This window comes from Clostridium brassicae (assembly GCF_026738875.1).
GTDB classification, from domain to species: Bacteria; Bacillota; Clostridia; order Clostridiales; family Clostridiaceae; genus Clostridium_H; species Clostridium_H brassicae.
In genome coordinates this window covers 62,316-76,457 of the sequence record NZ_JAPQFJ010000006.1, presented here as the reverse complement: position 1 = coordinate 76,457, position 14,142 = coordinate 62,316, and the positions used below count along the sequence as shown (strand labels likewise).

The window sequence follows — 14,142 nt, the reverse complement described above, 5'->3', positions numbered from 1 at the left end:
TGTAAAATTTAATAGTTCTTTAGTCATATTAACAAAATATCCGTAGCCTCTTTGACTTGTTATTTATTTTAATGCGCCTAATCTATATTGGGCTTCCAGCGTAACTTATCTATCTCATGATCTGCTGAACGAGCAACTGCTACTCCATAAATTGCTACTGTTACTATTATAATAAATGCAAAAGTAAATGCAATAGGGTAAAGTGAGGCTTGATTTTCAATGTAAATATCAACAAATGAAGCCATAGCCCTTATTCCAACAGCTCCACTGATGCATGCAAGAGCTATAGGTAACAAAAAGGTCCATAACACCTGTCTATACATAGATTTTTTCATTTGATTACGTTTTGCACCTAAGATTGAAAGTGTTAAATAGCGTTGTCCAGTCTGTTTCATTTGTGTCAAAAATTGCAAAGACAATACCGTACAAGCAATAATCAAAAATAAGAATCCCATATATAAAACTGTATAAGTTGTAGCAACAACACCAAAGAGTTGGCGTCCAAAGTTTTGCAAATAACTTTCAAACCTAAATCCTGAAAATTTTAATAAATCTCTAGCCTCCATCATTGGTTTTATTAACCCCTGCTGCTCTTGCATTTTTTGAGGGATTCGAAAATTCCAATATGACACATAATTTTCTGTATCTATTAATTGTTCAAACATATCATCAGGAACTATAAATGCTGAAAAAATTTCTGCTGAACGGTCTGCTACTAATCCTCTCATTGGAATTGATGGACGTATAAATACTTTCTGATTATTAATATTCATCAAGCTTTGCCCTTCTTTTGAAGCCTTTTCCAAAATGTTATCTAGTACAGGCATTTTATCTGAATTATCCATAGGCACAAAGTCTGGATTAAAGTATAAGACAATTTCATGTGACTGTAGGTTCAAAGGCTTTTCTCCTATAGCTTCTAAAACTCCATTATAAGATGATTCAGGAATAAGATAAGGTGTTCTTGTACCTGTCTCTAGGATACCAAACAGATTAACTACTTCAGGATTTTCTTCACTAATCTCATAAGACTGAATTTCTCCTGATAAAACTTCATCTTTATACTTACTTGGCAAAGCCATAATAATTTGATTTCTTAACTTAGACCAATCAACTAATGACAACGCCATCCCATCTTCCCCATAAGTGCCTTGATGTTTCATTCTGCCAAGCTTCAATAGATTTAAATCCTCTACATATGGTGCCATTTTTTTTGAAGTAAGATACTCCTTAACTTTTGGTTTATCTAGATTAACAGTAAAATCATATAAGGAGGAATTTTTTCTATTATATAACCTACTTCCTGAATTCAAAATAGTTGAAGCACCATTTGCTATCAAAATAATGGATAATGTGATTAAAATAGATGTTACCGCAACAGATGTAGACCTATTAGCTATGTTCTCTTGAAGCTGTCTTAATGTAAATGTGTGCAACCCTTTAGTAGATTTATGCTCAGACAATCCTGCTAATAAACCTAGTAATTTTCCAAATCCCTTCATAAAAAATATAGTTCCTAAACTTCCGAGAGCTATTGCTAAGAATGGAACAATTCCTGCAAAGTCCGTAAAATGATATAAAACAATCCAATATGCAACACCTAGTAATATAGAACCTATTAAAATATTGAGTATATTGCCTTTAAAATTCCCCATATCTTGTTTCTTATCCATTTGCTCATAAAATAATTGATGTAAGTCCTGATTAAATAATCTTCCACCAAGAATGGTTAATGCTATAAACTGGATGAATAAAAAACCCATTATCGTAAAGAAAATCGCATCTAACGACAAGGTTAATTGATGACCGACAATTCCCTGACCAACCAATTTAGAAACCGTTAAGCTAATTATTTCTGCTAAAAATCCGCCTATTAAAATGCCTCCAATAAGTGCTAAAATAGAAGTAATTAATGCCTCTGCTAAAAGTTGAAAAACAAGGCGTTCTTTGCGCATTCCTAACATAAGATAAAGTCCAAACTCTTTACTTCTCCTATTTAATTGGTACCTATTAGCAAATAAAATCAAGAAAAATAATAAAAATAATGCAAATACATAAACAATTGGCATTCTAGCTAAAAATTTATCGATTGCATCACTTTCAAACTCCTTTAAAAACAAAATAACATCCTGTCTTCCAAGAGAGAGAATTATATAAAACGAAGCCACTGCTGTTACAAGTGTTGCAAAGTAGATTAAATTCTCCTTACGACTTCTACTAGCATTACGATAAATCAGCCTATAGAACATTTGCACTTCCTCCTCCAAACTGAGACAATAACTTTAAAATTCTTTCATAAAACTTCTCACGAGACTCATCTTGTTTGCAGCGCAGTTCATGAAATATTACCCCATCTTGAATAAAAAGGATTCTTGAGCAAAAGCTTGCTGCATTAGGATCATGGGTAACCATTAATATAGTTCTTTCCCTACTTCTATTAATACCTTCTAGCTTATTCATTAAAACCCTTGCAGAGCGTGTATCCAATGCTCCTGTAGGTTCATCTGCAAGAACGATATCTGGATCAAAAATCAAACTACGTGCAAAAGATACCCTTTGCTTCTGTCCCCCAGACATTTGAGATGGGAATTTATTAAGAATATCTGTAATTTCTAAAAAACTTGCTAACTCATCTAATTTAGCTTGTGCTTTTGCAAAATCTACCCCATGAATAGATAATGGTAATAATATATTTTCTTGTCCAGTTAGGTTATCAAGTAATTCAAAGTCTTGAAACAAATATCCAATTCGACTACCACGATACTCAGCTAAATCTTTACTTCCAAAAGCACTTATGTTTTTACCGTTTAAAAGTATACGTCCAGATGTTGGTTTTATTATTGTTGCAATGCAGTTTAATAATGTAGTTTTTCCAGATCCACTTGGCCCCATTATTCCTAAAAACTCCCCTGAAAAAACGTCAAAACTAATCCCTTGTATAGCTTTGGTTATGTTATTATGCTTTCCATAGTTTTTTTGTAAGCTTTGGACTTCTAATAATTTTCTTCGACTAATCACAATATAACTCCCCTTTTTAAATTTCATATTTTATAATTTTATTGAAATAACCCTAGAGTTGATCATTGATTTATTTGGCTTTGTTTTAAAAGAGTGTACACAACCTAGTGTAAACTTCCTTTAGTAGTCCTAAGGCTGTGTTTTAAATTGTTGAGTTCATTATAATGAAAAGTTACAATTTCTTAAAACATAGCCATTTATTTAAATTATATCAAATGTAGAAATCTAAAAACACTTACAATTGATGTAAGGTAATTTATACAACCCCCTAACTCAAAAAAACCTATAGGGTGGACATTTAATACTGTCTACTCTATAGGGTATATTTTACGTAGTCTAAGGGGATATAAAACACAGTTCAATATTTACTTGAAAACCTTCAAAGCTTAATAAAAATAATAACACACCTATCATTATCATGTCAGCTACAGAATCTATCTTTGCACCAAAACTGCTTGTTTTACCTGTCTTTCTAGCAATAAATCCATCTATAATATCACTGTGTCCACAAATAATATGTTACATAAAAACTCACGCTTAATGGCTTAACAATAATTAAAGTAGGAGATTTTATGTTGGCTCCGCCTTTTGTAAAATAAATTTTATGTTTACTCAATATATTATCCTAAAAACATTTTTAAATCTTCATCAACAGTTCCTATTCCTGCTATCCCAAAATTCTCTACTAAAACTTTAGCTACATTTGGTGATAAGAATGCTGGTAACGTTGGTCCTAAATGAATATTTTTTACACCTAAATAAAGTAATGCTAAAAGCACAATAACAGCTTTTTGCTCATACCATGCAATATTATAAGCAATAGGTAATTCATTTATATCGTTTAATTCAAAGACTTCTTTTAACTTTAGAGCAATTACTGCCAGTGAATAGGAATCATTACATTGACCTGCATCTAAAACTCTTGGAATTCCACTAATATCACCTAAATTAAGCTTATTATAGCGATATTTAGCACATCCTGCTGTTAATATGACTGTATCTTTTGGTAGCTTTTCTGCAAATTCTGTATAATAGTTTCTTGATTTCATCCTTCCATCACAGCCAGCCATAACAAAGAATTTTTTAATGGCTCCAGATTTCACGGCTTCTACTACCTTATCTGCTAAAGCAAATACTTGTGCATGAGCAAATCCTCCTACGATTTTACCCTTTTCAATTTCTTTAGGTGCTGGCAATTTTTTTGCATATGCTATAATTTCACTAAAATCCTTCGCTTTACCATCTTCTCTATCCTTTATATATTTAAATCCTGGATATCCAGTAGCACCTGTAGTATAAACTCGATCCGCATAGCTTTCTCTTGGTGGTATAATACAGTTTGTTGTAAATAATATTGGTCCGTTGAAGGATTCAAATTCTTCATTTTGTTTCCACCATGCATTTCCATAATTTCCTACAAAATTTGAATATTTCTTAAAGAATGGATAATAATGAGCTGGTAGCATTTCCCCATGGGTATAAACATCTACGCCTGTATCCTTTGTTTGTTCTAAGAGTTCTTCTAAATCTTTCAAATCATGTCCTGAGATTAATATAGCAGGATTACTTCTAACTCCTATATTTACTTCTGTGATTTCTGGGTTTCCATATGCACCTGTATTGGCTACATCTAACATAGCCATAGTATCCACTCCAAATTTTCCTGTTTCTAAAGTAAGTGCTACTAAATCATCTACACTCAATGCATCATTTAATGTAGAAGCTAAAGCCTTTACAATAAAATCATAAATTTCTTCATCTTCTTTTCCTAAATTAAGTGCATGTTCAGCATAAGCTGCCATACCTTTAAGTCCATAAATAATTAATTCTCTTAAAGAACGTACATCTTCATTTTCTGTTGCTAATACGCCTACTTCAATAGCATCTGCCTTTGCAAAAATTTCTGAATCCGATTTCACTTCAAAAGTAGCCGCATCACATAACTCTCCTAAAGTTACTCCCTGATCTATTAATTCTTTCTTTACTTCTTCTCTAAGTATTATAGCTTCTTTTATTTTTTCAACAAATACAGTATCATCAAAATTTGCATTGGTAATTGTCATAAATAATCCATTTAACATAAAATGATTCGCTTTAGAAAATCTAATCCCTTTTTCTAATCCCTTTTCTTGAAGTATAGCAATTCCTTTTAGGGTATAGATCATTAAATCTTGTAAATTTGCAACCTTGTCTGTCTTTCCACAGATACCTCTAATTGTACAGCCTTTTCCCCCTGCAACTTCTTGGCATTGAAAACAAAATATATTTGACATGATATACCTCCTAATTTATTATCTTACTTCGAATTGAAGTCTTGTTATTTCTATGTGATTATTATATTATAATTATTAAGACAATTCGGTATCTGAAGATACAAAAGGATGGGATTTATATGATAGATCAATATATTAATATAATTAAAAAATCGCCTTTGTTTTATGGTATAGATACTGACGAAATATTTATGCTTTTTCGCTGCTTAATGCCCCAGATATATGATTATAGTAAGAATGAGTTTATAATAAATTCTGGTGAAATAATTGATAGATTTGGTTTAGTTTTAGAAGGGGAAGTAATTATCACTAAAGAAAATGCCAAAGGAGACAGAGTTGTAATGTCTATAATAAAAAAAGGCGATTTATTTGGTGAAATGTTTGTATTTTCAAGCCGTAAAATATGGCCAGTAACAGTAGTGGCACAATCATCTTGTAAGATTTTATTTCTTACCAATTCAAGTCTTATAGCTAGGTGCGGTAAAAATTGTTCTTGGCATACTTTAATGCTTGGGAATTTTATAAAAGTAATATCCAATAAAGGTTTAATGCTAAATAAAAAAGTTGAATATCTCTCACTTATATGCTTTTTTAATAAATGAAAATATTTTTTCAAAATCAATAATTCCATCACTCTTTAAATTTAGATATTAAGTGTTCAATAGCCATTATTACCAGAATATCGCATTACTTTAATCATAACTACTACGGTTTTCTTTTCACGAGTTATTTTATTATTATATTCGATTTTATTCTCCCCTAAAACTAATTATTTAACATCCTATATTGAAATTTCTTCATTTAATAATTTTCACCTGATACTTTTGATATTTTTCTATATCAAAAGAAGCACAAAGTGTTACTCCATAGAGTTATTATTTCTTCTTTAAAATTTCACCTTTTCTGAGTTTTGTCCTCATTTCATTAATAATCTGATCCATTTTTTCCAAGTCCTTTAATATGCTTTTTTCCTCACTATTTGTTTCTATAATTTTATAAATCCCACCATTTTTTATTATAATTCTTTTATCTGCCATAAGAGCTAAGCTTGGATCGTGAGTTGCCATTAAAACTATTTTTTCTTCACTAACTAAAAGATTCAAAGCCCTCTTTCTATCTATCCCTGCATTTTCTATTTCATCAATGAGCACTATGGGAGAAGTGCTTAGTATTGCAGTATCTGCTATCATTAATGCTCTTGATTGACCTCCACTTAAGCCCGTTATAGGTGTATCTAAATTAAACTTTTCACCTGCTAATTCATTTGCAGCTTCTATTATTTTTTTTATAATCTCTTCTTTATTATCAATCATCCTACTTTCTGCATGTAACTCTAGGAATTCTTTTACAGTTAAATCCATGACAAAATTCATATTTTGTGATAATTGTGCCACTAATTTATTACTTGTGGAAAATCTAATAGTTTTATCTGGTAGCTTATCATTAATTAAAATCACTCTTTCAGTAGGTGTATCTTTATTAGCAACCCATTCTATATCTGCTAATACTCTACTTTTACCTGAACCTGTTGGACCTACTATGGATACTATTTCACTTTTATTTATGATTAATTTATCAAAATTCTCTTGATTCCCGTATTTATCTTTTCCTGCTAATATGGTTATTGAATCTACCTTATCTTTATCTAACCCTAAAAATTCAAGCATTTGATTAATATAAACTTCTAAATCTAATTTCATCTTTTGTATATCTATTGCCCATTCTTCAATATCTTCTTGAGTAAAATGATTTAAATATTCTTGAAACGTATATTCTTCATAACCTTTTACATCCAATTTATTATTTTCAAAGAAAGATAATATAAAAGGGTATTTTTTCTCAAGATCTTTAATTTTTTTTGTTTCTAATTCATTTATTCTAATCATTGTCATCACCTATTTTCATCTTTCTTATATTACCCATTTGATATTCTTCTCCTATTCTTGTTTCTCCTAAGCAATATGAGCATAGTGCAGATGGCATTGGGAATTTTAATTCTCGTCCCTTAACAGTTTCAATATTTAACTCTTTATCATACATAAGAGTACTAAGTTCAAAAGCACCTTGTCCTGTAAGCCCATTGACAAAGATAATTATTGCTTGAGGATTTACTGAATTGACTCTAGAAGCAAAAACCTCTCTTTCAGCCTGAGATACAATATCACCTTTTGTTATAACTATAATGTCAGCAGTTTTTAGCATAGGTCCTATTTTCTTTGGCGTATTTATACCACTTAAATTATCTATAACACATATTGCTTTTATACCTTTTATATAAGGAGAGCATCTATTACACAATCCAGCACTTTCAGTTATAAGTAAATCTAGTTTTTCTTTTATTCCCCAATTAACAACTTCTTCTATGTTACTTGCAAAATAATGATCTGGACATAATGAACCTGATAATCCTTTTTTAACCGGTATTCCGGCTTTTTTATATAAAATATCATCATCTGTATACAGACAATCAAACTTAACTACTCCTATTTTTAAGCCTCTCTTTTTAACAGCTTCTATGGTTTTTAATATTACAGAAGTCTTTCCTGAAGAAGGAGGCCCTGATATGGTTACTAAATTCATACACGCTCATCTCCTTTTACAGCACTATTAAATATATTTTCACATTTTTTTATTAAACTACTTATATCATGTTCTTTTATATAATCCCAACCAAGCCACATATATTTGTTTTCTTTTGTTATCATATTATTAACTTTAGGATTAACACTGGGGAATTTTCCATTATGAGATAAAATTTCTCCTACTTCCTTTGAAGCAAAAAAATCAACAATTGGCTTTAATGCTTTCTTTTTCTCATTCTTACTTAACATAAATATTGGACTAATAATAGCTCCATCTTTAGGCCATACTGGAATCATAGGTTCTCCTTTTTTAATCATCTTAGTAAAGAAATACGGCATTATAGTAACTACTGGTTTATCATATTTTTTTATATGGGATTTAACCATTTCTGATGGATGCATACTTCTTTGTAAACACCTTCCTAATTTTTTCACCCCATCCTCACCATAGTTTTTATATATATTAAGTAGAATTGCATTAAATAAATCAAAATCTCCAACTGGCAAGCTCACACTGTTTTGGAATTCTTTTTTTAATATATCTTCCCAGCTTGATGGCATCTGTCTTCCTTTTAATTCTTTCTCATTTACTAAAAAAACAGCCGGTACAACACCTATAATTGAATATTGTTTATTAGGATCTTCTAATTTTATATATTCATTATGAAAATCATCATTATACTGTTCTATGTCTGTTATATCTTCAAAAATATTTTCTGCTTTATATTTACCAAATAATTTTTTGTCAAAGAATAAATCGAAACCTGCGGATATAAATATATCTGGCAATTCTTCTTTTGATTGATTTATTAAAGTATCTTTTAACCAATCAATCCCCATAGAAGCCGCCTTCAATTCATAATCTAAATTCAAATTTTTATCAGCTAACCATTCTTCAAAAGCTTCTGTTAATGGAACTCTAACAGGACAAGGTAATACTCCTGAAATTTTCACAGTATCTTTTTTAATGGATAATTTATCTTCATTCTTTTTAATCTTATCCACAAGTTCAGCCACAAAAATTTCTACATTTATTTTTTTTAGTTTTAAAGCCTCTTCTAATGAAATAGATTTTCCAAAAACTTTTCTCATATTTTCATCTTTTAAATTACTAAAGCCTAAAGACACTAGTAATTCTATGGCTTCATTATATTTTTCCGTTATATCATATAATGTATCTTTTATATTAAAGTATTTATTACTCATATTAATCCATCTCCTATTCCTGTAACATCCTTTATACACTATTAGTTTACCATTAAGCATTTTTTAATTCGGTATCCTTTGTTACACTTTTAATTATTCTTAAGTATCTAACAATAAAAGGTATCTAAAAACTATTTTTGTTTTTGGATACCCCTTTTGTTTCTATTCTAATTTTACTTTACCAAATTCCATTATTAATTGCCTTTTTACTTAACTGGAGCTGGTGCTTTCACAACAATTAACTCTAAAATTTCATCATGCTTATTGCCAACATTCATTTTAGTTTTAAATGGAATCTTTAAAACACTTCCCTGCTTATACTCATGAACTTCCTGTTCATCTAGTCCTATAGATAATGTTCCTTTCAGTACAGTCATATACACAGTAGAATTTGAAAAATGTTCTGGAAGTCCTTCCTCTTTATTAAAAATCATGTGTAAGTAATGTACATTTTCATCTGTAATAAGCATTTCCACTGTTCTATCATTGCTATTCGTCATATTGTAAACCTTTTCTACCACTTAGGTTCCTCCTTCTCTCTTGAAATTTTTTATCTTATATATATTATCATATAAGCAAACATATATACGTAACAATTGTTTTTGATGCCTTTTTTATTTTCAACAGATTTTATATTTTTTTTAACTATACTCGATTGCTTTTGCAGGACATTTGTCTATTACGTATCTAATTTTTTCGTCTTCTTGTGTTTTTAAAATTTTTTTATTTACTTTTGCTTTTTTATCTTCCATTATAAAATGATTTGGTGATACCTTTGTGCATAAACCACATCCAATACAAAACTTATTATTAACATTAAGAACTGCTTCTTCTTTTTCCATTGATTCCTTTACGGGAATTTCTTCTTTTTTTACTATTTTTGAAGAAATCCATGCTATTATCAAAATAGCTATTGTGGTAAGTCCCCATCTAACTGCCATAAATTTCGGACCCAAAAATTTAGATTCATTAGCAAGCATAGGAACCTTAATAACAGCCCAAGCACTTAAAATAATTACAATATTTAAAACATTAGCTCCTTTTTTCAGAAGCGTTTTACAAACAGGAAAAGCTGCATAGATAGGTCCTGCGGAAAAACTTCCAAGTAAAAAAGAAAATAATATTCCTTTAGCCCCTGACTTTTCCCCTAATGCATTTTCTATTGTTTTTTTAGGAACCCATGCTTCAATGAGGGAAGTCAATAATAATATTACAGGCATTATTATGAGCATTTCTTTCATATAATATAAGCTATTATTAAAAGATTGAAATGCTTTCTCAGGTATAAAGATTGTTAACAATACATAGACTATAAAAACTAAAGTCAAAAACATATTGTTTTTAATTTTTTTTATAATTAAAATCACATAATCACCCCCATTAAAAATGCTATAATAACTGCAAATCCAAAACTTAATATATTTCTTGTTAATGCAAATTCAACCCCAAACTCTCTCTTTTCAAGGGGAAACGTAACAAATCCAACCATTGTTAAAGTTGTTAAAAATGCCACTATAGGAATGATACTTGCTCCTGCATTTACAAAAGATCCAACTAATGGAAATGCAACAAAAGCAGGTATTAAAGTAATACTTCCTACAAACGCTGCCACAATTGTTGATACAATAGTATTTGATTGTCCTAAATAATACTTAATCGTATCGGGTGGAATAAAAGTAAGTATTAGACCGATAAAAAAAAGTATTCCTATAATTTCTCCTATCATATTTCTCATTAATCCACTTGACATTTTAATAGCATTGAAAGTTTTATTTTTATCTTTTATGATAGAACTTATAAACCAAATCACTGTAAATATCCAAAGACCCAACGTAATAAAATCCATTTTATTTTCTCCTTTCAATATCTTTACTTATATTATAAAGTGCTTTAAAATTAAAATCAGTTACCAGTGTAACTAATCTTAAAAAAGGAGAAATAATTTATGTTAGACTTTATTCAGATACTTAAACATACAGAGTTATTCGGATCACTTTCATCTCAAGAAATTCATGATTTATTTTCAAAAAATACTTACTTTCTTAAAGACTATAAAAAAAACTCTATTATACACTTTCAAAATGAAAAATGTACAACTTTGGATATCATTCTAAAGGGCACTGTTTCAATCCAAGGAATCGATACTAAAGGAAATTATATATCAATAAGCGATTTTACTAATAATCATACAATAGGTGGAAATTTACTCTTTGCACATAAAAACTTTTATCCAATGACAGTTTTATCAAAAACTGATGTAACGATTCTTCATCTAAAAAAGAACTTAATCATAAAGATCTGCCAAAGCAATACCACTTTTCTAACTAATTTTCTTCAGTCACTCTCAGATAAAACGCTAATCTTAACAGATAAAATAAAAACACTATCTTTCAAATCTATAAGACAGTGTATAATTGATTTTCTAATTTATGAAAGTCATGTCCAAAAAAGTAATGTGATTCAATTAGAATTTACTAAGAAAGACTTAGCTGAAAAATTTGGAATACAAAGAACTTCTCTTTCTAGAGAATTAAGTAAAATGAAAACAGATGGCTTAATACAATATGACGCAAATTCTATAACAATATTAGATATGGATGCATTAACTAATACATAAATTACCCACAAAAATATGAAGTTGTCGAATTAATAAGTCATGGTAAAATAAATAATAAATCCAACGAAGCTTCAAAAATACTCAATTTATCAGTAAATAGACTATAAAAATAGACTAATGAATTTTTTGAAGCTCCCTAATAAACTCTATAATATATTGTAAATAAATTTCTTAATACAACAGCACCAAACTATAATAGTAATTAACTTTGTTGTCCTAAAATCACTTCTAAATCTTGTTCAGCGGTTGAAATAGGTTTTAAATCGAATTTGTCAACTAATACTTGCAATATATTTGGTGTAATAAATGCAGGTAGTGTTGGTCCAAGACGAATATCTTTAATTCCCAAAGATAATAATGTAAGAAGTATACCAACTGCCTTTTGTTCATACCAAGAAAGAACTAATGAAAGTGGTAAGTCATTTACTCCACAGTTAAATGCTTCTGCTAATGCAACAGCAACCTTAATAGCTGAATATGAATCACTACATTGACCACAATCAAGTATTCTTGGAAAACCTGCTACTGTTCCTAAATCAAGTTTATTGAAACGGAATTTACCACAGGCTAAAGTTAAAATAATAGTATCCTTTGGAGTTTTTTCTGCAAATTCTGTGTAGTAATTTCTGCCTGGCCTTGCACCGTCACAGCCTCCTATCAAAAAGAAGTGTTTGATTTTACCATCTTTAACTGCCTCTACAATTTCATTTGCATGACTTAAAATAGTATTGTGTGCAAAGCCAATTGGAATTCTCTTTTCATGTTCATCTTCTTGCCATCCGCCTAATTCTAATGCTTTTTCAATAAGAGGAGTAAAATCTTTTTTACCATTAACTTCTTCAATATGCGGACATTCAGGCATTCCAACTATACTTGTTGTAAACAATCTATCTTTATAGCTATCTCTTGGTTTTTGTATACAGTTAGTAGTCATTAATATACATCCTGGAATTCCGTCAAATTCTTCCTGTTGTTTCTGCCATGCACCCCCAAAGTTTCCAACTAAATGCTTATATTTTTTCAATTCTGGGTATGCATTTGCAGGAAGCATTTCACAGTGGGTATATATATTTATACCTTTGCCTTCTGTTTGTTCTAAAAGTTCCTTTAAATCCTTATAATCATGGCCTGATACTATAATAAAAGGCCCTTTTTTCTTTGTAACTAATACTTCTGTAGGTTCAGGATTACCAAAAGAACTGGTAACAGCAGAATCTAATACTTCCATGCATTTAAAATTTGTTTTACCAAGCTCCATGTTTAGATTAAATAAATCTTCAACAGTTAAGCTATCATCAATAGTACCAGCTAAGCCTTTATAAAAGAAGTTATTAACTTCATCATCAAATTTACCTAGTATGTAAGCATGATGGGCATAAGCAGCCATTCCTTTAAATGCATATATTAACAGTTCTCTTAAAGAACGTATATCCATATCTAAATTTTCATCAGACATTATACCTACATTCTTCGCATCTTCTACCATTTCTTCCATAGTGTTTGGTGCTTTGTATTTTGCTCCTTCAGGCACATTTTCAATTTCACCAACTGCATTTTTAAGTTCTTCTTTTATTTCTTCAGCTTTTTTAATATACTCTACAAATCTAGTTGGGTCAAAATTAACATTAGTAAGAGTAGCAAACATAGTATCTACCACAAATTTATTTATTTCACTTCTAATCTTTAACCCTTTCTCTAAATTTTTTTGACCATAAAAACCAATACCTTTTAATTCATGAATCAGTACATCCTGTAAATTAGCAACAGTAGGATTTTTTCCACATACACCTGATTTTACACAGCCTTTAGCACCTAATGTTTGCTCACATTGATAACAAAACATTGAATTTTCCATAATCAAACCCTCCTTATTATGCTTTTGTTTCATTTACATTAGTTTTTCCAACTGAGTAAAATCTATTCTGAAACATATTAAACAATTACTATTAAGACAAATCATAGAACTACATCACAGAAAAGTTATATTTCATATCTGTATTTGTAAAATTCCTTTTATAATCTATGTATCGTTCAGAGTTAGCATCTTTTCTCATACTAAATTCAATTTTTGCATATACATTTCAGCAATACTAACATCACTAAGCTCTTTAAATTTTTTACTACTATCAAAACTAGCCCAAGCTACTTGATTTGTTAACTCTTTAATATTACTTGAAGTATTTCTATAGGATACATTAGCTGCATTGTCTACTATTTTTTTCTCTAAATCATTGAAAGTTATCTCTTTATCGTTTAAACTTGTAATGTACATAATATACCCATTATAATATAATCTTCTCAACTTATATTATAATGGGTATATTATGTACATAGGAGATACTTTTTGTATCTCCTTTTAATTTTTCTAAGCAGTAATTACTACTATCTTTGCATACTAAAATTATACTCTAAGTATATCTTCTCTATAAGTTTATTTTATTTATAT

At 29.6% G+C, this 14,142-nt stretch carries 13 protein-coding genes and 1 pseudogene; 2 read left to right on the top strand and 12 right to left on the bottom strand.

The annotated features are described in order from the left end of the window. Positions 1-77: 77 nt before the first annotated feature. The 4 genes and pseudogenes from OW729_RS07655 to hcp (OW729_RS07640) form a co-directional block, all read right to left on the bottom strand. On the bottom strand, positions 78-2,249 hold the full coding sequence (locus tag OW729_RS07655; RefSeq protein WP_268060891.1) for an ABC transporter permease: 2,172 nt from the start codon (positions 2,247-2,249) through the stop codon (positions 78-80). Next, positions 2,239-3,015 (bottom strand): ABC transporter ATP-binding protein, encoded by a 777-nt coding sequence (locus OW729_RS07650; RefSeq protein WP_456064450.1) that lies wholly within the window; start codon positions 3,013-3,015, stop codon positions 2,239-2,241. The genes OW729_RS07655 and OW729_RS07650 overlap by 11 nt, the downstream gene beginning before the upstream one ends. A gap of 390 nt (positions 3,016-3,405) precedes the next feature. Next, positions 3,406-3,619, bottom strand: a pseudogene (locus OW729_RS07645) (CDP-alcohol phosphatidyltransferase family protein); the annotation flags it as partial. Between the two features lie 19 nt (positions 3,620-3,638). Next, positions 3,639-5,291 carry a hydroxylamine reductase gene (gene hcp, locus OW729_RS07640; RefSeq protein ID WP_268060889.1) on the bottom strand — a complete coding sequence of 551 codons (1,653 nt, stop codon included), beginning with the start codon at positions 5,289-5,291 and terminating at the stop codon, positions 3,639-3,641. A 119-nt stretch (positions 5,292-5,410) separates the two neighbouring features. On the opposite strand from hcp (OW729_RS07640), the gene OW729_RS07635 reads away from it, so the two are divergent. Continuing rightward, a complete protein-coding gene (locus tag OW729_RS07635) occupies positions 5,411-5,893 on the top strand; it encodes a Crp/Fnr family transcriptional regulator (RefSeq protein WP_268060888.1) in 483 nt (160 codons plus the stop codon). 273 nt (positions 5,894-6,166) lie between these two features. Here the strand turns inward: OW729_RS07635 and OW729_RS07630 are convergent, their stop codons facing one another. From OW729_RS07630 to OW729_RS07605, 6 genes are all read right to left on the bottom strand, one after another. After that, positions 6,167-7,177 (bottom strand): ATP-binding cassette domain-containing protein, encoded by a 1,011-nt coding sequence (locus tag OW729_RS07630; RefSeq protein ID WP_268060887.1) that lies wholly within the window; start codon positions 7,175-7,177, stop codon positions 6,167-6,169. Then, a complete protein-coding gene (locus tag OW729_RS07625; RefSeq protein WP_268060886.1) occupies positions 7,170-7,871 on the bottom strand; it encodes a GTP-binding protein in 702 nt (233 codons plus the stop codon). Before OW729_RS07625 ends, OW729_RS07630 begins: the two co-directional genes overlap by 8 nt. Further along, positions 7,868-9,079 carry an ABC transporter substrate-binding protein gene (locus OW729_RS07620; RefSeq protein WP_268060885.1) on the bottom strand — a complete coding sequence of 404 codons (1,212 nt, stop codon included), beginning with the start codon at positions 9,077-9,079 and terminating at the stop codon, positions 7,868-7,870. Before OW729_RS07620 ends, OW729_RS07625 begins: the two co-directional genes overlap by 4 nt. Before the next feature lie 206 nt (positions 9,080-9,285). After that, positions 9,286-9,600 carry a cupin domain-containing protein gene (locus OW729_RS07615; protein WP_268060884.1) on the bottom strand — a complete coding sequence of 105 codons (315 nt, stop codon included), beginning with the start codon at positions 9,598-9,600 and terminating at the stop codon, positions 9,286-9,288. Between the two features lie 120 nt (positions 9,601-9,720). Continuing rightward, positions 9,721-10,446 carry a permease gene (locus tag OW729_RS07610; RefSeq protein WP_326498364.1) on the bottom strand — a complete coding sequence of 242 codons (726 nt, stop codon included), beginning with the start codon at positions 10,444-10,446 and terminating at the stop codon, positions 9,721-9,723. After that, positions 10,443-10,925, bottom strand: coding sequence for a permease (locus OW729_RS07605; protein ID WP_268060883.1), 483 nt, complete (start codon positions 10,923-10,925; stop codon positions 10,443-10,445). Before OW729_RS07605 ends, OW729_RS07610 begins: the two co-directional genes overlap by 4 nt. Positions 10,926-11,024: 99 nt before the next feature. Here OW729_RS07605 and OW729_RS07600 point away from each other — a divergent pair, with 99 nt between their 5' ends. Continuing rightward, positions 11,025-11,696, top strand: coding sequence for a Crp/Fnr family transcriptional regulator (locus OW729_RS07600; RefSeq protein ID WP_268060882.1), 672 nt, complete (start codon positions 11,025-11,027; stop codon positions 11,694-11,696). A 202-nt stretch (positions 11,697-11,898) separates the two neighbouring features. Here OW729_RS07600 and hcp (OW729_RS07595) read toward each other — a convergent pair whose 3' ends face one another. Both hcp (OW729_RS07595) and OW729_RS07590 read right to left on the bottom strand, forming a co-directional pair. After that, on the bottom strand, positions 11,899-13,551 hold the full coding sequence (gene hcp / locus OW729_RS07595; RefSeq protein ID WP_268060881.1) for a hydroxylamine reductase: 1,653 nt from the start codon (positions 13,549-13,551) through the stop codon (positions 11,899-11,901). Between the two features lie 195 nt (positions 13,552-13,746). Continuing rightward, positions 13,747-13,968, bottom strand: a complete 222-nt coding sequence (locus tag OW729_RS07590; RefSeq protein WP_268060880.1) for a hypothetical protein — start codon at positions 13,966-13,968, stop codon at positions 13,747-13,749. Positions 13,969-14,142 lie beyond the last annotated feature (174 nt).